This window comes from Microbacterium sp. AG790 (assembly GCF_003634765.1).
Taxonomy (GTDB): Bacteria; Actinomycetota; Actinomycetes; order Actinomycetales; family Microbacteriaceae; genus Microbacterium.
On sequence record NZ_RBWZ01000006.1, the window covers coordinates 435,801 to 455,732 of the forward strand.

Annotated in this window: 23 protein-coding genes; 14 read left to right on the top strand and 9 right to left on the bottom strand. The window is 70.0% G+C overall.

The window, feature by feature from the left end:
* The first annotated feature begins 234 nt into the window (after positions 1-234).
* The gene (locus DEU37_RS02605) at positions 235-1,236 is read left to right on the top strand and encodes a magnesium and cobalt transport protein CorA (RefSeq protein ID WP_121189121.1); all 1,002 of its coding nucleotides are present in this window, start codon (positions 235-237) and stop codon (positions 1,234-1,236) included.
* A gap of 70 nt (positions 1,237-1,306) precedes the next feature.
* On the opposite strand, the gene upp is transcribed toward DEU37_RS02605, so the two are convergent.
* The gene (upp, locus tag DEU37_RS02610; RefSeq protein WP_005049775.1) at positions 1,307-1,939 is read right to left on the bottom strand and encodes a uracil phosphoribosyltransferase; all 633 of its coding nucleotides are present in this window, start codon (positions 1,937-1,939) and stop codon (positions 1,307-1,309) included.
* A 22-nt stretch (positions 1,940-1,961) separates the two neighbouring features.
* Between upp and tadA the strand changes: the two genes are divergently transcribed.
* The gene (gene tadA / locus DEU37_RS02615) at positions 1,962-2,429 is read left to right on the top strand and encodes a tRNA adenosine(34) deaminase TadA (protein ID WP_121189619.1); all 468 of its coding nucleotides are present in this window, start codon (positions 1,962-1,964) and stop codon (positions 2,427-2,429) included.
* A 14-nt stretch (positions 2,430-2,443) separates the two neighbouring features.
* Here the strand turns inward: tadA and DEU37_RS02620 are convergent, their stop codons facing one another.
* Positions 2,444-3,556, bottom strand: a complete 1,113-nt coding sequence (locus DEU37_RS02620) for an alpha/beta hydrolase (RefSeq protein ID WP_121189122.1) — start codon at positions 3,554-3,556, stop codon at positions 2,444-2,446.
* A 42-nt stretch (positions 3,557-3,598) separates the two neighbouring features.
* Positions 3,599-3,838: an aspartate/glutamate racemase family protein gene (locus tag DEU37_RS14970; RefSeq protein WP_121189123.1), complete on the bottom strand. Its 240-nt coding sequence runs from the start codon at positions 3,836-3,838 to the stop codon at positions 3,599-3,601.
* 51 nt (positions 3,839-3,889) lie between these two features.
* Here DEU37_RS14970 and proC point away from each other — a divergent pair, with 51 nt between their 5' ends.
* A complete protein-coding gene (gene proC / locus DEU37_RS02630; RefSeq protein WP_121189124.1) occupies positions 3,890-4,723 on the top strand; it encodes a pyrroline-5-carboxylate reductase in 834 nt (277 codons plus the stop codon).
* A 102-nt stretch (positions 4,724-4,825) separates the two neighbouring features.
* Here proC and DEU37_RS02635 read toward each other — a convergent pair whose 3' ends face one another.
* From DEU37_RS02635 to DEU37_RS02645, 3 genes are all read right to left on the bottom strand, one after another.
* The gene (locus DEU37_RS02635; protein ID WP_121189125.1) at positions 4,826-5,821 is read right to left on the bottom strand and encodes a hypothetical protein; all 996 of its coding nucleotides are present in this window, start codon (positions 5,819-5,821) and stop codon (positions 4,826-4,828) included.
* Between the two features lie 205 nt (positions 5,822-6,026).
* Positions 6,027-6,698, bottom strand: coding sequence for a TrkA family potassium uptake protein (locus DEU37_RS02640; protein WP_121189126.1), 672 nt, complete (start codon positions 6,696-6,698; stop codon positions 6,027-6,029).
* Positions 6,691-8,133: a TrkH family potassium uptake protein gene (locus DEU37_RS02645; protein WP_121189127.1), complete on the bottom strand. Its 1,443-nt coding sequence runs from the start codon at positions 8,131-8,133 to the stop codon at positions 6,691-6,693. The genes DEU37_RS02640 and DEU37_RS02645 overlap by 8 nt, the downstream gene beginning before the upstream one ends.
* A 70-nt stretch (positions 8,134-8,203) precedes the next feature.
* On the opposite strand from DEU37_RS02645, the gene DEU37_RS02650 reads away from it, so the two are divergent.
* From DEU37_RS02650 to DEU37_RS02670, 5 genes are all read left to right on the top strand, one after another.
* Entirely contained in the window at positions 8,204-8,611 is a 408-nt protein-coding gene (locus DEU37_RS02650; RefSeq protein ID WP_121189128.1) for a helix-turn-helix transcriptional regulator, read from the top strand.
* A gap of 108 nt (positions 8,612-8,719) precedes the next feature.
* Positions 8,720-8,911 (top strand): helix-turn-helix domain-containing protein, encoded by a 192-nt coding sequence (locus tag DEU37_RS02655; RefSeq protein ID WP_005049784.1) that lies wholly within the window; start codon positions 8,720-8,722, stop codon positions 8,909-8,911.
* 82 nt (positions 8,912-8,993) lie between these two features.
* Complete coding sequence (locus tag DEU37_RS02660; RefSeq protein ID WP_003792170.1) at positions 8,994-9,092, top strand: 30S ribosomal protein bS22; 99 nt, start codon at positions 8,994-8,996, stop codon at positions 9,090-9,092.
* An 85-nt stretch (positions 9,093-9,177) separates the two neighbouring features.
* Positions 9,178-9,456 carry a glutaredoxin family protein gene (locus tag DEU37_RS02665; protein WP_121189129.1) on the top strand — a complete coding sequence of 93 codons (279 nt, stop codon included), beginning with the start codon at positions 9,178-9,180 and terminating at the stop codon, positions 9,454-9,456.
* Positions 9,453-9,755, top strand: coding sequence for a Dabb family protein (locus DEU37_RS02670; protein ID WP_121189130.1), 303 nt, complete (start codon positions 9,453-9,455; stop codon positions 9,753-9,755). The genes DEU37_RS02665 and DEU37_RS02670 overlap by 4 nt, the downstream gene beginning before the upstream one ends.
* A 9-nt stretch (positions 9,756-9,764) precedes the next feature.
* Here DEU37_RS02670 and DEU37_RS02675 read toward each other — a convergent pair whose 3' ends face one another.
* From DEU37_RS02675 to aspS, 3 genes are all read right to left on the bottom strand, one after another.
* A complete protein-coding gene (locus DEU37_RS02675; RefSeq protein ID WP_121189131.1) occupies positions 9,765-11,483 on the bottom strand; it encodes an AMP-binding protein in 1,719 nt (572 codons plus the stop codon).
* 87 nt (positions 11,484-11,570) lie between these two features.
* Positions 11,571-12,764: a mechanosensitive ion channel family protein gene (locus DEU37_RS02680; RefSeq protein WP_121189132.1), complete on the bottom strand. Its 1,194-nt coding sequence runs from the start codon at positions 12,762-12,764 to the stop codon at positions 11,571-11,573.
* A gap of 78 nt (positions 12,765-12,842) precedes the next feature.
* A complete protein-coding gene (gene aspS, locus DEU37_RS02685; protein ID WP_121189133.1) occupies positions 12,843-14,183 on the bottom strand; it encodes an aspartate--tRNA(Asn) ligase in 1,341 nt (446 codons plus the stop codon).
* Positions 14,184-14,260: 77 nt separating this feature from the next.
* On the opposite strand from aspS, the gene DEU37_RS02690 reads away from it, so the two are divergent.
* The 6 genes from DEU37_RS02690 to ccsB all read left to right on the top strand — a co-directional run bounded on the left by DEU37_RS02690 (position 14,261) and on the right by ccsB (position 19,848).
* Positions 14,261-14,917 (top strand): DedA family protein, encoded by a 657-nt coding sequence (locus tag DEU37_RS02690; protein WP_121189134.1) that lies wholly within the window; start codon positions 14,261-14,263, stop codon positions 14,915-14,917.
* A gap of 66 nt (positions 14,918-14,983) precedes the next feature.
* Positions 14,984-15,613 (top strand): histidine phosphatase family protein, encoded by a 630-nt coding sequence (locus DEU37_RS02695; RefSeq protein WP_121189135.1) that lies wholly within the window; start codon positions 14,984-14,986, stop codon positions 15,611-15,613.
* On the top strand, positions 15,610-16,221 hold the full coding sequence (locus DEU37_RS02700; protein ID WP_016464310.1) for a TlpA disulfide reductase family protein: 612 nt from the start codon (positions 15,610-15,612) through the stop codon (positions 16,219-16,221). Before DEU37_RS02695 ends, DEU37_RS02700 begins: the two co-directional genes overlap by 4 nt.
* The gene (locus DEU37_RS02705) at positions 16,218-16,970 is read left to right on the top strand and encodes a cytochrome c biogenesis CcdA family protein (RefSeq protein ID WP_121189136.1); all 753 of its coding nucleotides are present in this window, start codon (positions 16,218-16,220) and stop codon (positions 16,968-16,970) included. Before DEU37_RS02700 ends, DEU37_RS02705 begins: the two co-directional genes overlap by 4 nt.
* The gene (locus tag DEU37_RS02710) at positions 16,951-18,720 is read left to right on the top strand and encodes a cytochrome c biogenesis protein ResB (RefSeq protein ID WP_121189137.1); all 1,770 of its coding nucleotides are present in this window, start codon (positions 16,951-16,953) and stop codon (positions 18,718-18,720) included. Before DEU37_RS02705 ends, DEU37_RS02710 begins: the two co-directional genes overlap by 20 nt.
* Before the next feature lie 39 nt (positions 18,721-18,759).
* Positions 18,760-19,848 carry a c-type cytochrome biogenesis protein CcsB gene (ccsB, locus tag DEU37_RS02715; protein WP_121189138.1) on the top strand — a complete coding sequence of 363 codons (1,089 nt, stop codon included), beginning with the start codon at positions 18,760-18,762 and terminating at the stop codon, positions 19,846-19,848.
* The last annotated feature ends 84 nt before the right edge of the window (positions 19,849-19,932 follow it).

The window sequence follows — 19,932 nt, forward strand, 5'->3', positions numbered from 1 at the left end:
GCTCGTCCCCGTGCATCCGACCATGACGAGCCGCGATCAGAGGCGGTGAGACACCATGGCAGACGATAGTAGCCGCGCCGCGGTGGTCGCCGCCGGCATCCTCTCGTTCTGAGGCCGGCGCACCCGCGGCGTTTTCGTGCGTGCCGTCCCCTCGGCACGCTCCGACGTGCGCGCGATCCTTCGTGCGTGCCCGCCCGCGGCGCTCGGCGACCGCGTGTCCACGAGGAGAGACCCATGACCCTGATCGACAACGCCGTGTACAAGGACGGGGTGCGCGTTGCCACCCCCGCCTCGCTCGACGAGGCCTATGCCCTCCAGGAAGCCCACACGGGCTTCGCGTGGATCGGGCTGTACCGTCCGTCGGACGATGAGCTGGCCTCCGTCGCGACAGAGTTCGAACTGCACCCGCTCGCCATCGAGGATGCGGCTCTGGGGCACCAGCGCTCCAAGGTCGAGCGTTACGGCGACACGCTGTTCGTGGTGCTGCGCCCCGCCCGCTACGACGACGAGCGCGAGGAGCTGGACATCGGCGAGCTGCACCTGTTCGTCGGCCCCGACTTCGTGATCACCATCCGTCACGCCGAGTCCCCCGATCTCGGAGCGGTGCGGCGGCGCCTCGAGCAGCAGCCGGAACTGTTGGCGCTGGGATCGGAGGCCGTGCTGTACGCCGTGCTCGACCGCGTCGTCGACGAGTACGAGCCGCTGGTCGCCGGCATCGAGAACGACATCGACGAGATCGAGGACGACCTGTTCGGCGACGCGGACGACGATGCGCTGTCCCGCCGCATCTACGAGCTGTCGGGCGAGCTGAACCGCTTCGCGCGGGCCACGCACCCGCTCGTCCCGATCATCGAATGGCTGCAGCGCGGCCACGACGCCTACCACGTCGACATCGAGCTGCAGCGGCGGCTGCGCGACGTCCGCGACCATGCCCTCCGCGTCACCGAGCGCATCGACGGCTTCCGTGCGGTGCTCGACAAGGCGCTCATCGTGCACTCCGCGCTCGTCTCCCGGCGGCAGACCGAGGTGAACCTGGCGCAGAACGAGCAGGTGAAGAAGATCTCCTCGTGGGCGGCGATCATCTTCGCGCCCACGCTGATCGGCACGGTCTACGGCATGAACTTCGACGTGATGCCCGAGCTGCACTGGGAGTACGGCTACCCCGTCGCTCTCGGCGTGATGGTGGCCTTCCCCACCGTGCTCTACCTGATCTTCAAGCGGCGGCGGTGGCTGTGAGCCTCGTTCGTCCGTCCCGTTGCGTCACTCTCGGCATCCGATAGCGACGACACGGGACGGATGAAGCCGCTCAGACCGTGCCGTAGAGGCGGTCGCCGGCGTCGCCGAGGCCGGGCACGATGTAGCCCTTCTCGTTGAGGCGCTCATCGAGCGCCCCGAGCACGAGGGTCACGTCGCGGTCCCCGACGAGCTCCTCGATCTTCGCGACGCCCTCGGGCGCGCCGAGGATGCAGATCGCGGTGACGTCCTGCGCGCCGCGGGCGAAGAGGAAATCGATCGCGGCGCCGAGCGAGCCGCCGGTCGCGAGCATCGGGTCGAGCACGAAGCACTGGCGGTCGCTGAGATCGTCGGGAAGGCGCTCGGCGTACGTGTACGGCTGCAGCGTCTCCTCGTTGCGCGCCATGCCCAGGAAGCCGATCTCGGCGGTGGGCAGCAACTTCACCATGCCGTCGAGCATGCCGAGGCCGGCGCGGAGGATCGGCACCACCAGCGGCCGCGGCTCCGAGATGCGCACGCCGGTCGTGGTGGTCACCGGGGTCCGGATCTCGACCTCTTCGACGCGCACACCGCGGGTCGCCTCATACGCGAGCAGGGTCAACAGCTCCTCGGTGAGCTGTCGGAACACCGGAGACGGTGTGCGCTCGTCGCGCAGCACGGTGAGCTTGTGGGTGATGAGGGGGTGATCGGCAACGTGCACGCGCATGATCTCAGCCTACGCTGAAGGCATGAGCCTGCCCGTGCGTTCCGACGACGAGACCGCGATGCGTCGTGCGCTCGCCCTCGCGGCTCGCGCGGCGGACGCGGGAGAGATCCCGGTGGGCGCGGTCGTCGTGGATGCCGGGGGCGCGGCGATCGGTGAAGGTCTCAACCTGCGGGAGGCGACCGCCGACCCCACCGCCCATGCGGAGGTCGTGGCCCTCCGGCAGGCCGCGGCATCCGTCGGGTCGTGGAACCTCGAGGGGTGCACGCTGACCGTGACTCTCGAGCCGTGTCTGATGTGCGCGGGCGCGATCCTGCAGGCCCGCGTCGGCCGGGTCGTGTTCGGCGCGTGGGACGAGAAGGCGGGCGCCGCGGGATCGGTGTACGACGTGCTGCGTGACCGGCGGCTGCCGGTGCGGGCCGAAGTGGTCGGCGGTATCCTGGAGGACGAGGCTCGGGCACTCCTGCGCGCGTTCTTCGACGCCCGTCGCTGAGAAGGCCCCCTGCCTCAGTCGGAAGAGCTGAGGATGATCGCCTCGGTGGGCGGGGCGGGGTCGGCCCGACGGCCGATGTAGCCGATGTTCTCCAGCAGGGCGCGGCGGAACTCCGCGGGGCGCTCCAGGTGCGGCGCGTGGCCGACGCCCTCGAAGACCAGTTCGGTGACGGCGCCCCCGGCCGCGCGGTAGGCATCCAGCACGTCCCGGGTCTGCGACACCATCTCCTGCGCGGGTGCGGACTCGGCGCCCGGCCACCCCGGGATCACCCCGAGGGCGCCGAGGTGGTTGATGTCGAAGAAGGAGGCATCGGAGACGATCGCGTCGGCCGAGCCGCGCACCCAGAGGACGGGAGGCTTGGGGGTGATGTCCACGATGCTCGAGGTGTCGAAGTACTGCGGCGCCATGGTGTTCAGCACGCCCAGGCGTCCGGCGGCGAACCCGGGCCAGTTCTCGCTGGCGACGCTGTCGCCGGGGTAGTTGCCGGTGGCCGTGGAGGTGGTGTTCATCGACTCCACCCAGATGTCCTCGTGCGCGCTCGTGTATCCCGGTGCGACATAGCCGGAGCGGAAGACGCTGCGCGGCGACGTCGGTGCCTCGTCGGTCACGTCGCGGTCGGTGAGTCGCTGCACGAAGTCGGGGTTGGCGCCGCCCGCGCCGCAGCCGGCGTCGTCGGCGGTCACGCGCGATCCGTCGCGGCGGGTGCCCCCGAAGCCGTAGGGCGAGACCGGCGCCTGCAGGGTGAGCGAGCGCACGGGGTGGTCGATGGCGTACTGCATGACCACACCTCCTCCCATGGACCAGCCGACGAGGTGCGCCGTGTCGATGCCCAGCACCTGCAGCGTGGCGAACACGTCGTCGCTGAAGTCGCGGACGCCGCGCGTGGCGTCGACGGGCGCGCTCTCGGTATCGCCGAACCCGCGCAGATCGACGGCGACGACCCGCAGATCGCTGGGCAGATCCTGCATGAGCTCCTGCCAGAACAGGCTCGACGACACGTTGCCGTGCACCAGGATCACGGTCTGGTCCGCGGTCGCGGCCGGGTTGTCGCCGACGCGTTCGAGGATGCCGACGCGCAGGCGCTCTGTGTCGATGATCCGGGAGGTGATGCCGTCGAGGAGCGTCATGACCGCATCCTACTCCGACGACCTGTCGTCATGAACGGGCTTTCAGGTGAAGAGTCGGAGAGCGCCGAGGGGCGGACCTGACCACACCTTTCCGCGGTCTCGCGGCGCGTACGGCCCCGCCGTACTCGTGCGCTTGCCGAGGGCGACGAGGCTCTCCGCCCACCGGACGGCAGCGGCCACCCCGTCGATCACGGGTACCCCCAGCCGGCGCTCCAACTCGGCATCCAATCCGGCGAAACCGGCGCAGCCGAGCACGAGCACGTCGGCGCCGTCGGCGAGCACGCGGGCAGTGGTTTCTCTGCACGCCGTGCGTTCCTCTGCGAGGATGAGGGCATGGCTTCCCCCCTCCCTTCGATCGCGATCCTCGGTGCCGGCTCGATGGGAGGCGCGATCTTGCAGGGTCTCGTCCGCTCGGGTGATGCCCCCGCGATCACCGTGACCAACCGCACCGCTGCGCGCGCTGAAGCCTTGGTGGGACTCGACGGCGTCACGAGCCTCTCGCTCGAGGCCGACGGCGACGCGAACACGGCCGCCGCCGCAGCCGCCGACATCGTGCTCATCGGCGTGAAGCCCGTGATGGTGCCCGATCTGCTTCGCGAGATCGCGCCCGTGCTGCGTCCGGGGACGATCATCGTGAGCCTCGCCGCGGGTGTCACGATCGCGACATTCGCGTCCATCGTGGGCGAGGATGTCTCGGTGATCCGCTCCATGCCGAACACCCCCGCGGTGGTCGGCAAGGCGGTGACCGGCCTGTCGGCGGGCCCCACGGCATCCGCGGACGAGCTCGCACTGGTGCGCCGGCTGTTCGAGACGTGCGGGGCGGTCATCGAGGTGCCCGAGTCGCAGATCGACGCCCTGTCGACGATCTCGGGGTCGGGTCCGGCCTACTTCTTCCTGCTGGTCGAGGAGCTCACCGAGGCCGCGCGCGGCAAGGGCTTCTCCGACGCCGACGCGCGCCTGATGGCCGAGCAGACCTTCATCGGCGCCGCGGCGCTGCTGGATGCCACGGGGGAGGACCCCGCCGAGCTGCGGCGGCGCGTCACCAGCCCCAAGGGCACCACCGAGCGGGCGATCGCGGTACTGCAGGGCGCCCGCCTGGACGGCGTGTTCGCCGAGGCGACCGACGCCGCCCTCGCCCGCGCCAAGGAGATGGCCGCCGGCGCCTGACCCCGCCCGCCCGCCCGCCCGCTTCGCCCGCCCGCCCGCGAGAAACCACCTTCGGCACGAGAAACCACCACTTCAGGTGTGTGTCGTCGCCGTTGTGGTTTCTCACTGCGGTCGGTGAGGGAGAGCGCGGGACGTCTGGCGCAGACTCGCCAGTCCGGCCCGGTCCCGCGGGCGGACGAGCCGGACGGCCGCGCGCTGCAGGGCGGTCGCCAACGGCTCGACCCGCACCGCGTCCGCCATCTCCCAGCGTGCGACCGGATGCCCCGCGCGGCGCAGACGGTCCTCGCGGCGCTTCTCGTCGCGGAAACGCCGCGCGGCCGTCGCGGGCGCGTCGCCGTCGTCGATGCCGTACTTGCCCCAGCCGTCGCTCTCGCCCACCGTGCGGCTCGACGGGAACAGGAAGTCCGCGCGGTCCGTGACCCCCTCGTAGCGGAACTCGGCCTGCAGCACCGGGTCTTCGAAGCCGCACCAGCGGATGACGGCGCGGCTCACGCTCTCGCCGGGCGACTCGGCGCGCGCATCCGCGTGGGCCCAGGCCCACGCCAACCGCGTGACGCCCCGGCGGGAAGCCTGCGACGCGGCCCGCTCCCGGAGGTCGTCGACGACGAGCACGCCGCCCTGCCGGGGCGAGATCGCGGCATCCACGACGGCGAGCGCCTGCGCGGGCGGGAGCACGCGGGCGAGATCGATGACGGCATCTGTCGGCGACGTGCACAGGATGCCGTCGACGCGCACGACCTCCCGCGCGTCCGTGCTGGTGTGCACGCACACGTCGCCGAACCGTCGCGACGCCGTGCGGTCAGGATCGAACACGTGGATGTCGCGCGCCTCGCCGAACAGCGGCAGGCCGAGCAGCACCGCGGCGGACTCCAGGCACAGCACGGCATCCGGGTGGACGAGCGCGAAGGCGTGCACCCGCAGCGCATACCGCTGCCACGGTGCCAGCCGCGCCGCCGCGGCGGCATCCACGTACACGCCGCGGCGCACCCGCACGAAGCCGGGGCCGGCCACCGCCAACCGCAGCACGCGGGCCTCGGCGGAGGTGACGAGCGGAAGCGGTGGCCGGGTGGTGGCACGGTCCGTCGGCAGGTGCGGCATCCGCAGATCATGCCCCGCCGCCCGCGCCGCCGCGGTCTCATCCCCACCCTTCCCGCGGCCATCCCCTCCCGCGCCGCCTGGGGAGGAGCCCCCGTGCGCCGGCGAGAAACCACCGGCGAGCCGAGAAACCACGCGCGGCAGGGTTTCTCGCGCCGCAGATGGTTTCTCGCGGGCGCGGCGGGCGCGGCGGCCGCGGGTGCCGCGGTCAGCGGTCGAGCGAGGCGAAACGCTCGATGTCGCTGTTGGTGCCCGACACGATGATCAGGTCGTGGTTGGTGACCACGGTGTCGGCCTCGGCGTAGCGGAACGGCTTGCCGGGGCTCTTCACCCCGACCACGGTGACGCTGTATTTGGTGCGAACGCCCGATTCGTTCAGACCGATGCCGCGGATGAACTTCGGCGGATACATCTTGGCGAGCACGAAGTCGTCGTCGAAGCGGATGAAGTCGAGCATCCGGCCGCTCACCAGGTGCGCGACGCGCTCGCCCGCCTCGCGCTCGGGGTAGATGACGTGATTCGCGCCGACGCGGGCGAGGATCTTGCCGTGGCTCTGCGAGACGGCCTTGGCCCAGATCTGCGGCACCTTCAGATCGACGAGGTTCGCCGTGATGAGCACCGAAGCCTCGATCGACGAGCCGACGGCGACGACGGCCACCTGGAAGTCCTGGGCGCCGATCTGCTTGAGCGCCTCGATGTTCTTGGCGTCGGCCTGCACCGTGTGGGTGACCCGCTCGGACCATTTCTGCACGAGCTCGAGGTTGTCGTCGATCGCGAGGACTTCGCGATCGAGGCGGTCGAGTTCGCCGGCGCACGCGGCTCCGAAACGGCCGAGGCCGATCACCAGGACGGGAGCATCGCTCCGGATCTGCTCAACCAACGATCGGCCTTTCGACGGGCAGCGAGTAGTGCTGCGATCGGTTCGTCGCGGCGACGGCCGCGGCGAGAGTGACGGTACCCACGCGCCCCATGAACATCGTCGCCGCCATCACGTACACGGCGGCGTCGGGAAGGTCCTGCGTGATGCCGGTGGACAGCCCCACGGTGGCGAACCCCGAGACGACGTCGAAGAGCACGTACTCCACCGGATACCGGGTGATCTGGGCGATCGTGATGGTCGAGACCGCGACGATCGTCGCGCCCCACGCGACGACCGAGAGGGCGACCCGCTGCACGTCGCTGGGGATGCGGCGGCCGAAGGCCTGCACGCTCGGGCGTCCCTTCGCCTCGGACCACACGGCGAGGGCGAGCACGGCGAGCGTGGTCACCTTGATGCCGCCGGCCGTGGATGCCGAGCCGCCGCCGATGAACATGAGCATCGAGCCGACGACCAACGACGATCCGTGCAGTTCGCCGATGTCGACGATCGAGAAGCCGCCCGAGCGGGTCATCGCGGACAGGAAGAACGCCTGGAAGGTGGTGTCCCAGGCATCCATCCCGCCGAACGTCTTGGGATTGTCGTACTCGAGCGACAGGAAGACGGCCGCGCCGAGGACGAAGAGGATCACCGTCGTGATGAGGGTCAGCTTCGCGTGCAGCGACCAGCGGCGCACGTGCAGGTGGTGGCGCCACAGGGCGAAGATGACGGGGAAGCCGATCGAGCCGAGGAAGACGCCCGCCATGAGCAGCGTGAGGAACAGGTAGTTGGTCGCGAACGGCGCGATGCCCTCGGCGTTGGGGGAGAAGCCCGTGTTCGTGAACGACATCGCCGCGTAGTACGGCGCCTCCCACAGTGCGCTCAACGGATCGACACCGCTCGCGAGCAGCGACGGATACAGCAGCACCGCGAGTCCCGCCTCGATCACGAGGGTCGACAACGCCACGGTGGCCAGGAGCTGGCCGACCTCGCCCAGGCGCACCGCCTGGCCTTCGTTGACGGGTCCGCCGTGGGCGCGCAGGGGGTTCGTGTCGCCGGCGGCGATCAGCTTCGCCCGCAGGCCCAGGCGCTTGGAGATCACCAGGCCCAGAATGGATGCCAGGGTCAGCACCCCCATCGCGCCCACGTTCACGCCGATGTAGACGATCAGGTGACCGAACGCGCTCCAGTGCGTCCCCATGTTGACGGTCGAAAGCCCCGTCACGCAGATCGTCGACACCGCGGTGAACAGGGCATCGGCGAACGGCGTGACCCGACCGTCGGCGGATGCCGCGGGCAGCGAGAACAGTGCGGTGAACAGCAGGATCAGCGCGAGGAAGATGCCGACGGCGAACCGCGACGGCGAGGCCGTCGTCGCGTCACGCAGTCGATCACGGGTGGCTGCGAATGAGGTGCGCAGGGAGCGCCATGCACGGGCACCCGCGGTGTCGCCCGTCATGGTCCGCCCCTCTCTGACGAAGAACCGTTGACATGGTACTCCGCGCCGCGACGCGGGCTAACCTATCGTCATGGCGGACATCTTCGACGTGATCGCCGACGGTACCCGTCGGGACATTCTGCAGCTTCTGCGCGAGCGCGCGTCGGCGGGCGAGCATGGCACGAGCGTGTCCCACATCGTCACCGACCTGGGCGTCAGCCAGCCGACGGTCTCCAAGCACCTCAAGGTGCTCCGTGAGGCGGAGTTGGTGACGGTGCGCGAAGAGGGTCAGCACCGCTATTACAGCCTGTCGCCGGCGCCGCTGGACGCGGTCGATGACTGGCTCGTCCCCTTCTTGGACGAAGATCTTCTCCCCGCTCCTGCGGGCCCCTCGACGCTTCCCGAGCCCGCGGTCGCGGCGGCCGACCTGGTCGGGCGTGCGGCGGCATCCGCGAAGCATGCGTGGGACAACGCCTTCAAGCGCTTCCCCGGTCGGTGAACACACGAGTCACACCGATCACACGGGTTTACATGCGGCGCACAGAGACCCTAATGTTGGTTCACAGCAATGCGGAGGCACCGCATCGGGTATCGGTGGGGGAATGGGATGCCGGACCTTTCTGACGTGCGTTTTCTGACGGTCGCGGAAGTGGCCGAGATCATGCGCGTGTCGAAGATGACCGTGTACCGCCTGGTGCACGCCGGCGAGCTGCCGGCCGTGCGGTTCGGTCGCAGTTACCGCGTGCCCGAGACGGCCGTCACCGAGGCCGTGCAACGTCCTATCGCCGACGTCGGCTAGACTGATCCGAGGGCATTTTTCGAGATGCCCGTTCCCGGACGCGGCCACCCGCGTCCAGACCCCTGACATAGTGAGGTTTTCCGTGGGTTCTGTCATCAAGAAGCGCCGCAAGCGCATGGCGAAGAAGAAGCACCGCAAGCTGCTTCGCAAGACTCGCCACCAGCGCCGCAACAAGAAGTAATTCGTCGCGGCACGCTGCAAACGACACCGAGCGCCTGTCTCCGAGATCATCGATCCGGGATGGGCGCTTCGTGTTCTCCGGCAGAATGGATGCCGTGACCACCCTCACGATCATCTCCAAACCGGACTGCCATCTGTGCGATGTCGCACGGGAGATCGTGGAGAGCGTGGTCGCTGACCTGCCCGAAGACGCCGTCGACGTCCAGGAGCTGTCGATCATGGATGACCCCGCGCTGTACGCGCAGTGGTGGGAGAAGATCCCCGTCGTCCTGATCGACGATCGCCTGCACGCTCATTGGCGTCTCTCGCCCGAGCGCCTTCGCACCGCGCTCGCCGCCCCCCACCGAGAGGACACGTCCCGATGACCCTTCGCCATGTCGTCGCCTTCCGCATGGCCGCCGCCGATGCGGCCGACCGTGCCGCGCACGCCGCGGAGGCGGCCCGCAGGCTCAACGCCCTCGCGGGCGTGGTGCCGACGCTGCGGGCGATGAGCGCGGGCGCCAACATCCTCTTCCCCGGCCAGAACTGGGATCTCGTGCTCGTCGCCGACTTCGACGACGTCGCGGGTCTCGACGCGTATCAGGTGCACCCCGCCCACGAGGACGTCGCGGCGTTCATCGGCACGATCCGCGCCGAGCGGGTCGCCGTCGACGTGGAGATCTGAGCCGGCGCCTCAGCGGAAGTCGCGGTCGCTGAACTCGCCGGCGGGCCGTTCGACCGATGCGGCTTCGGCCGCGCGCAACTCGACGCGGCGGATCTTGCCCGAGATCGTCTTCGGGAGCTCCTCCACGAACTCCAGACGACGCACGCGCTGGTAGGCCGACAGGCGGGCGCGCGCATGCGCGAAGATCTCGCCGGCAGCGGCGCGCGGGTCGCCGGCGGCCGCTGCGCTCAAGCGCACGAAGGCCTTCGGCACCGCGAGGCGAAGCGGATCGGGACTGGGCACCACGGCGGCCTCGGTCACCGCCGGGTGCTCCAGCAGCACCGACTCGAGCTCGAACGGCGAGATCTTGTAGTCGGAGGCCTTGAACACGTCATCGCTGCGCCCGACATACGAGAGGTAACCGTCCTCGTCGCGGGACGCGATGTCGCCGGTGTGGTACAGCCCGTCGTGCAGGGCGCGAGCAGTGCGCTCCGGGGCATCGTGATACCCGTCCATCAGCCCCAGGATGGGCGTGGACACGTCGAGGCAGATCTCGCCCTCGTCCACGCCGCGTTCGCCGGTCTCGGGATCGACGAGCACAACGGGGTAGCCGGGCAGAGGCCGTCCCATCGACCCGTCCTTGACCACCTGGCCCGGTGAGTTTCCGATCGCGCACGTCATCTCGGTCTGACCGTATCCGTCGCGGATCGTCGGGCCCCAGGCGGCGCGCACCCGCGAGATCACCTCGGGGTTCAGCGGCTCCCCGGCCCCCAGTAGCTCGCGGGGCGGCTTCGTGAGCAGGCCGAGGTCGGCCTGGATCAGCATCCGCCACACCGTCGGCGGGGCGCAGAAGGTCGTCACTTGGTGGGTGTCCATCACCTGCATGAGGGTGGCGGCGTCGAAGCGATCGTATGTGTAGACGAACACCGTCGCCTCGGCGAGGAAAGGCGCGAAGAAGTTGCTCCAGGCGTGCTTGCCCCAGCCGGGCGAGGAGATGTTCATGTGGACGTCGCCGGGGCGCAGCCCCAGCCACCAGAGCGTCGAGAGGTGGCCCACCGGGTAGGAGACGTGCGTGTGCCGCACGAGCTTCGGGGTGGCGGAGGTGGTGCCGGAGGTGAAGTACAGCAGATTGAGGTCGTCGGCCGGTGTCGGCCCCGGCGGGACGAACGCCGCCGTGACCGCACGCGAGCCGTCGAACGAGACCCAGCCCGCCGGCGCGTCGACCCCGACGGCGATGCGCAGGATGCCGGCGGTCGCGGCATCCACCGCGCTCGCCGTCTCACCCGGGGCGATGACCGCGCGGGCGCCGCTGTGCGCGATGCGGTAGGCGAGATCGTCGGACGAGAGGAGGGTCGTGGTGGGGATGGCGACGGCGCCGAGCTTGGTGAGGCCGAGCATGACCTCCCACAGCTCGATCGTGTTGCCGAGCATCAGAATGACGTGATCGCCGCGCTGGAGTCCCTGCTGTGCGAGCCAGACGGCGACGGCGTCGGAGCGGCGGGAGAGCTCGCCGTAGCTCCACGAGCGCGCCGTGAGGTCGGCGTCGACGATCGTGACGGCGGCGCGGTCGGGGTGCTCGCCGGCGACCACGTCGAACCATTCCAGTGCGAAGTTGAAGGCGGACAGCGCCGGCCAGGCGAAGCCGGACACGGCGCCGTCGTAGTCGTCGCGGTGCGCGAACAGGTGATCGCGTGCGGCGCGCACCTTCTCGGTGGCGTCGGTGGCGGGTCGGATGGGGGAAGTCGTCATGTCATCCGCGTGAGGCACTCGGTCAGGCTACGCCCTGAGGGATTCGTCCGGCGGCATGCGACCCCCGCGACGCGCGGGGGCAACTCGTCAGGCGGGGCGCTCGGCGCCGTCGTCGGCGGCGCCGGGGACGATGGGGATCGCCTGCGTGAACGCGCGGGCGCGCTGTTCCGCCTCGGGGGATCCGGTGAACAGTCCGGTCGAGCCGGTGTCGGGGGCGGCATCGTGCTGTGCCGATGCGGCCGGCGGGGTCTCGGCATCCTCGATCAGCACACGCTGCACCGGGAGAGCCCCGGGCGTCTCACGTTGCACCCAGTCGACCAGGTGCTCGCGCACGTAGCAGCGCAGGTCGAACAGCGTCGGCGCATCGATCGCCGTGACCAGCACCCGCACGCGGACGAATCCGTTCGTCGCATCGGTGACCTGCAGAACAGACGCGCGCCGGTCCCACAGCGGAGTCTGATCGAGAACCCGCGCGAGCTCCTCGCGCATGCGCGCCGGCGACACGCGCCAGTCCAGGTCGAGCTCGACGGAACCCAGCAGCTCGCTGCCGGTGCGCGTCCAGTTCTGGAACGGCTTGGTGGTGAAGTACGTGCAGGGAAGCACGAGCCGGCGGTCGTCCCAGATGTCGACGACGACGTAGCTGAGCGTGATCTCCCCGATCCGGCCCCACTCTCCCTCCACCACGACGACGTCGTCCACGCGCAGCGCATCGCTGAAGACGAGCTGCACTCCGGCGAAGATGTTAGCCAGCACCGACTGCGCGGCCAGTCCCGCGACGACCGAGGCGATGCCGGCCGAGGCGAGCACACTCGCGCCGACGGCGCGGACGGCGGGGAAGGTCAGGAGCATCGCACCGATCGCGATGATGACGATCAACGCGATGGCCAGCCGGCGCAGGATGAGGACCTGGGTCCTGATCCGCCGGGCGACCCGGTTGTTCGGGACGTCGATGCGGTAGCGTCCGAGCGCGAGGTCGCCGGCGAAGGCGACCACCCCGGCGAGCAGCCAGGCGCTGGCGAGGATCGAGGCGATCGTGAAGAGCTGGCTGGCCAGCGGCATCCATGTGGCGTCGCCGGGAGCGACCACCGCGACCGCGATCCACAGCGCGAACACCAGGATGAGCACGCGGAACGGCCGTCGGCCGTGCCGGATGAGGCGCGTCGGCCAGTCGGCGCGCCGTGCCATCAGGCGAACGATCAGCGTGATCGCGACGGTGAACAGCAGCGCGGCGACCACCGCGATGGCCACGGCGATGGCGAGTTCGAGCCAGTTGTCCCACATGGAGGTCTCCTTCGGTGGGGGAGCATCCAGGCTAGGCGCAGCGCCGGGGTGCGAGGGGCATCCGGCGCGGGCTGTCGGTCAGGGGGCGAGGCGCGTCGGCCCGCGGAAGAGGAACGTCACCTCGCGGATCGAGTCCTGGCCGAGCATGAGCATCAGCACGCGCGCGAGGCCCATGCCGAAGCCGCCGTGGGGCGGGATGCCGTAGCGGAAGAAGTCGAGGTAGTGCTCGAGCCCCTCCAGCGACAGGCCCTTCTCGAGCGCTTGGGCCTCCAGAACCTCGATGCGGTGCTCGCGCTGTGCGCCCGTGGTGATCTCGGTGCCCTGGAACAGCAGGTCGTAGCTGTTCGTGAGCCCGGTCTCGGGGTTGCGCATGTGGTAGAACGGGCGGATCTCGGGGTGGTAGTCGGTGATGAACACGAACTGGTGCCCGTAGGTCTCACGCACGTGGGCCGAGATCTGACGCTCGCCCTCGGGGTCGAGGTCGCCGTCGGTGCGGGGGATGTCGTAGCCGCGGGCCTTGACGATCTCGCGCGCCTCGGCGAGCGGAATCCGCGGGAAAGGGAGCGTCGGCACGACGACGTCGATGCCGAACAGCTCGGCGATCTCGTCGCCGTGCTTGTCCTTGACGGCCTGGAAGGCGGCGGCGAGCAGCTCCTCCTGCATCGCGGCCACGTCTTCGTAGGAGTCGATCCAGCTGATCTCGGCGTCGATCGAGGTGAACTCGGTCGCGTGGCGGCTCGTGAAGCTCGGGTCGGCGCGGAAGACGTCGCCGATCTCGAACACCTTGCCGAAGCCGGCGGCCTGCGCCATCTGCTTGAAGTGCTGCGGGCTCTGCGCGAGGTAGGCCGTCTGGTCGCCGAAGTACTCCAGAGCGAACAGCTCGGCGTTGCCCTCGGCGGGGGTCGACATGAGCTTGGGGGAGTGGATCTCGACGTAGTCGCGCTCCACCCAGTAGGTGCGCATCGCGTGCTCGAGCGTCGTCTGGATGCGGAAGACGAGGTTGTTGCGGCGCTGACGCAGGTCGATGAAGCGCCAGTCCATGCGCTTGTCGAGGCCGCTGTCGGCGGCGATCGGCGTCTCGGGCAACGCCGCGGCGGCGATCTCCAGGGTCGCGATCTTGATCTCGACGCCGCCGAGCTTGACGCGCTCGTCGTGCTTGAGCTCGCCGGTGACCGTCAGGAAGGTGCCGGTGGACAGTTCCGAGATCAGCGCGGTGAGCGCGAGAGCCGCGGCATCCTGCTCCGCCCCCTCCGGGTCGGGACGGGTCGCGGGGTTCACGAGCTGGACGGCGCCGGTCTCGTCGCGGAGGATGACGAACTGCACCTTCTTCTGATCGCGGACGGTCTCCACCCATCCGGACACCGAGACGGTGCCGTCTTCGCGGGACTGCAGCTGGCTGACGAGGGTGCGTTCACTCACGAGGGACCAGTCTACGTGGGTGGGGTGTCCCGGCATCCGCCCAGGTTCTCATCACCCGCCCTCGCTACCGTCGACGTATGGCGATGGCATCGGACGGCTCCTGGCTCACCACCCTCGTCGACGCCGTCGTCGGTCTCATGAACCTCATCGGCGCCCCGGGCGCGGGGCTGGCGATCGCCCTCGAGAACCTGTTCCCACCGCTTCCCAGCGAGGCCATCCTCCCGATGGCGGGCCTGGCCGCCGCCCGCGGGTCGTTCACCCTGTTCGAGGCGCTGGCGTGGACCACCGCCGGCTCGGTCGTGGGCGCCTTCGCGCTCTACGCCCTGGGCGCGTGGCTCGGCATCGATCGCCTCCGCGCGCTCGTGCGACGGATGCCGCTGCTGAAGGTCGATGACGTCGACCGCACCGTCGCGTGGTTCCAGCGCCACGGGGGCAAAGCGGTGTTCTTCGGGCGGATGCTGCCGATCTTCCGCAGCCTCATCTCGATCCCCGCGGGCGTCACGCGCATGCCGCTGTGGCGCTTCGGCCTGCTGACCTTGGCGGGATCGTTCATCTGGAACGCCGTCTTCGTCCTCTCCGGCTATCTGCTGGGCGATCAGTGGCACATCGTCGAGGAGTACGCGGGTGTGCTGCAGTACGCGGTGATCGCGGTCGCGGCGACGGCCCTCGTCTGGTTCACCGTGAACCGCGTGCGCCAGCTGCGCGGCGCGTCGGCCGACAGCGACCCGGCCTGACACGGAGCCCCCGGGGCGGTTCCGCTCTCAGCCCGGCCACAGATGTGCCCCGCGTAGACTGGCGGGGTGCCCGCTGACCGCCTCCACCTCGTGCGCCACGGCGAGGTCCACAATCCGGGGCGGGTGCTGTACGGACGACTTCCGAACTTCCGGTTGAGTGCCGCGGGGCGCGAGATGGCCCGCAGCGCCGCCGCCTATGTGCAGGGATCGGGCCGGCCGGTGAGCGCCCTCTACGCCTCGCCGTTGCAGCGCACCCAGGAATCGGCGGAGCCCTTCGCCGAGGCCTTCGCGCTCGACCCGATCATCGATGAGCGCGTCATCGAACCCACCAACGTCTTCGAGGGCAAGCGCATGACACGTGCCGTGCTCAATCCCCTCAACTGGCGACACCTCGCGCGCCCCGAGATCCCCAGCTGGGGCGAGCCGTACGCCGAGGTCGTCGCCCGCATGGATGCCGCGATGAACGAAGCCTGGAACGACGCCGACGGGGGCGATGTCGTCATCGTCTCCCACCAGCTGCCGATCTGGGTCACGCATCTGTCGGTGGCCGGTCAGCCGCTGCGCCACGACCCGCGCAAGCGCCGCTGCGCCCTCTCGAGCATCACCAGTTTCGAGCGCGCCGGCGGCGGCTGGCGCGAAGTCGACTACGCCGAGCCGGCCTCGACGGCTCACGCGGTGGATGTGGGAGCGGTATGAAGCATCGGACGATCGCTCGCGTCGCGGCATCCCTTCTCGCCCTGGCGCTCGGCGCGGGCCTGGCGGGGTGCAGCAGCGCGAATGACGACCTCGCCAACCAGTACAAGCAGGGCGATGGCAAGGGTTACATCTCCGGCGACGGCAGCGTGCAGGAGATCGCGCCCGCCGACCGCGGCGGTGCGGTCTCGTTCAGCGGCACCGCGGTCGACGGTGCAACCGTCACCAACGCCGACTACGCCGACAAGGTGCTGGTCCTCAACTTCTGGTACGCCAACTGCGGCCCCTGCCGCGCGGAGGCGCCGACGCTCGAGAGCACGTACCAGGCGGTACAGCCCGCGGGCGCGCAGTTCCTCGGTGTGAACATCTACGACGGCCCCGAGGGCGCGAAAGCCTTCGACGAGAAGTACGGCATCACCTACCCGTCGCTGCTCGCCAAGGACGACGCCGACCTCAAGCTCGCGTTCGCGTCGTGGACGCCGCTGCAGTCGGTGCCGATCACCCTCGTGCTCGACCGGCAGGGCCGCGTCGCGGCGCGATTCATCGGCCGCGTCGAGAGCGAGTCGATCCTCAAGACGATCATCAACGACGTCGTCGCGGAGACCACGTGAGCGACGTCGTCTTCAGCGGCGCGCTCTGGCTCGCGATCCCCATCGCGATGCTCGCGGGTCTCGTGTCGTTCCTGTCGCCGTGCGTGCTGCCGCTCGTTCCGGGCTACCTCGGGTTCCTCGGCGGGGCGTCGGGCAGCGTGGGCAGCCGCGGCGGTCGCCCCACCCGCACGGGCCGCGGCCGGTTGCTGCTGGGGGTGGTGCTGTTCATCGCCGGGTTTACGGTCGTCTTCGTCGCGATGGGAGTGCTCGCCGGAACCCTCGGCCGCTTCTTCCTCCAGTACGGCGAGGTGCTCACCCGCGTGCTGGGCGTCGTCGTCATCGTCATGGGGCTGGTATTCCTCGGGCTGTTCGGCTTCGCGCAGCGCACGATGAAGCCGCAGGTGCGCAGCGGCCTGGGACTGGTCGGCGCACCGCTGCTGGGCGTCGCGATGGGCATCGGGTGGGCGCCGTGCATCGGCCCGACCTACGCGGCGATCCTCTCGATCTCCCTCACCCAGGCCGACCCGACCCGCGCTGTGCTGCTCGCCGTCGCCTACTCGCTGGGACTCGGCATCCCGTTCCTGCTGCTCGCGGTGGGCTTCGGCTGGGCGACGCGCTCGGTGGCGTTCCTGCGCCGCCACATCCGCACCGTCAACATCGTCGGCGGCGTGCTTCTGATCGTGCTCGGCCTGCTCATGGTCACCGGGCTCTGGACCGCGGCGATGTCGCAGCTGACGGGGGTGATCGGCGGTGTCGAACTCCCGCTCTGACGGCACGGGCGCCAGCGACCCGCTGCGCCCGGCGGACCACGCGGATGCCGAGGTTCCCGCCGCGGGCATCGCCCAGCCGCAGCTGGGCGTGATCGGCTGGCTGCGGTGGGGTTGGCGGCAGCTGACGAGCATGCGCACGGCGCTCGTGCTGCTGCTGCTGCTCGCCATCGCGGCGATCCCCGGCTCGATCGTGCCCCAGCGCACCGCCGATCCGAACGGCGTGCTGCAGTACAAGACCGACAATCCGGGCCTGTTCCCGATCCTCGACGGCCTGCAGCTGTTCGACGTGTACTCGTCGGTCTGGTTCTCGGCGATCTACATCCTGCTGTTCATCTCGCTGATCGGCTGCGTGATCCCGCGCACCAAGCACCACTTCAACGCCCTGCGGGCCCGGCCGCCGCGCACGCCCGCCCGCCTGTCGCGTCTGGACGACCACGCCGAGGCGGAGCGCATCGTCGCTCCGGGGCAGGATGCCGAGGCGGCCGCCGTCGCCGCCGTCGAGCTCGCGCAGGCGCAGCTGCGCAAGGCCGGATACCGCGTCGAGCGCTACGACACCGCCGCGACGGCGAAGCGGCCCGCGACGGCATCCGTGTCGGCCGAACGCGGCTACGCCCGTGAGACCGGCAACCTGGTCTTCCACGCCGCGCTCGTCGGCGTGCTCATCTCGGTCGGCGTCGGGGGCGGCCTCACCTACACGGGCCAGACCGTCATCGTCGAGGGCGACAGCTTCGTCAACTCCCTCGGCCTCGGCTACACCTCGTTCAACCCCGGTCGCTTCGTCGACACGAACGCGCTGCCGCCGTATTCGCTCACCCTCGACAGCTTCGACGTGAACTACGTGCCCATCGGGCAGGCCGGTCAGGGGCAGGCCGGGGACTTCGCCGCGAACCTCACCACCCGCGAGCCGGGACACGACCCGCAGCAGCAGACCGTGCGGGTCAACCATCCCATCGACATGGCCGGCGACCGCGTCTACCTCATGGGCAACGGCTATGCGCCGACCATCACGGTGCGAAACCCCGCGGGCGACGTCGTGCTGCACGAAGACGTCGAGTTCCTTCCGCAGGGCGCGACGATGACCTCGCTCGGGGTCGTCAAGGTCCCCGACGGGCTGTCGCAGCAGGTCGGTCTCGTCGGGTTCTTCTACCCGACAGCGGTCAAGATGGACACCGGTGCGCTCACGTCGTACTATCCGTCGCTGGCGAACCCCGTTCTCACCCTCGACGTGTACACGGGCGATCTCGGCATCGACGACGGCACGCCCCGCAACGTCTACGCGCTCGACGTCAGCGGCATGACGCAGTTGACCGGCCGCAAGATCAACGTCCCCTCGCTCGAGCTCGCCCCGGGCCAGACCGTGAACCTGCCGAACGGCCTCGGCACGATCACGTTCGACGACGCGAAGGCCAGCGGGGCTCGCGAGCAGGTCAAGCGCTACGTGTCCCTGTCGATCCACCGCGACGTCGGCGCGCCGTGGGTGCTCGGCTTCGCGATCGTCGCCCTCACGGGACTGCTCGCGGCGCTGTTCATCCCGCGCCGGCGCATGTGGGTCAAGGCCACGCCGGGTGACGGCGTGGTGCACCTCGAGTACGCGGGTCTCGCGCGCGGTGAGGACCCCGCGATCGCGGTGGCGGTCGCCGACATCGTCCGCGACCACGGTGCCGCGATGGATGCCGCGGGCACCGCCGGGTCGGCGCGTGCGCAGACCGCGGCATCCGCGGGTCAGGACGGCGGCGCCGGCCGGTCGTGACCGGTCCGGCGTGCAGCACGCCGACGTAGACTGATCGTCATGCCCGACGGCCTCCCTCTCGACGAAATCTCCCGGCTCCTGGTGTGGACCGCGGTCGCGATCTACGCGCTCGCGTTCATCGCCTACGCGATCGACCTCGGGCGCCGCTCCGACATCGCGATCCAGCAGAAGGATGCCGCGAAGCAGCGCGAGCTCGTCGGCGCGGGCGCGGGCGTCTCGGCATCCGCATCCACTGCTCCCGGCGGGTCTCTCGACGAGATGCGGGCCGAGCAGCAGGCGGCCAAGGCGGAGCTGGAAGCGCCGCTCGCCCGCCGCGCGCGCTACCTGTGGGCGCGCATCGGAACCTCGTTGACGGTGCTCGGCTTCCTCTTCCACGTCGCCGGCGACGTGCTGCGCGGCGTCGCCTCGGGGCGTGTGCCGTGGTCGAACATGTACGAGTTCGCCCTCACGGGAACGATGCTGATCGTCGCCGTCTACCTGGTGGTGCTGTTCAAGTACGACCTCCGCTTCCTGGGCACCTTCATCACCGGTCTCGTGGTCGTGCTGCTCGGCGGCACGGTGATCTGGTTCTACACCGCCGTCGTCCCGCTGTCCGACCCGCTGAAGAGCGTGTGGCTGGTGATCCACGTGTTCGTCGCGTCGCTGGCCACCGCGCTGTTCGCCCTCGCCTTCGCGCTGTCGGTGCTGCAGCTGATGCAGACCCGCCGCGAGCGGCTGGCGATCGCCGCCCTGTCGGCGCCGGAGGAGGGCGGAGCCGCTGCGGCCGCCTCCACGCCGCGCCGCCGCGGCCTGCGCTTCCTGCGGACGCTGCCGGCCGGCGACGTCCTGGAGGCGCTGGCCTACCGCTTCACGATCATCGGCTTCATCTTCTGGACCTTCACCCTCATCGCCGGATCGATCTGGGCCAACGATGCGTGGGGACGCTACTGGGGCTTCGACACGAAGGAAGTGTGGACCTTCGTCATCTGGGTGCTCTACGCCGGTTACATCCACGCGCGGGCGACCCGCGGCTGGCGAGGCACCCGTTCGGCGTGGCTGTCCATCGTCGGCTTCGCCGCGGTGATGTTCAACTTCACGATCGTGAACCTCTTCTTCAAGGGCCTGCACGTCTACAGCGGCCTGAACTGAGCCCGCGCTGCGGGCGCGCGGGCGGAGACGTCCGCACGGTCGCCGAGCCGGTGTGAGCTGCAGAAAACGGCTCGCGCTGCGGAT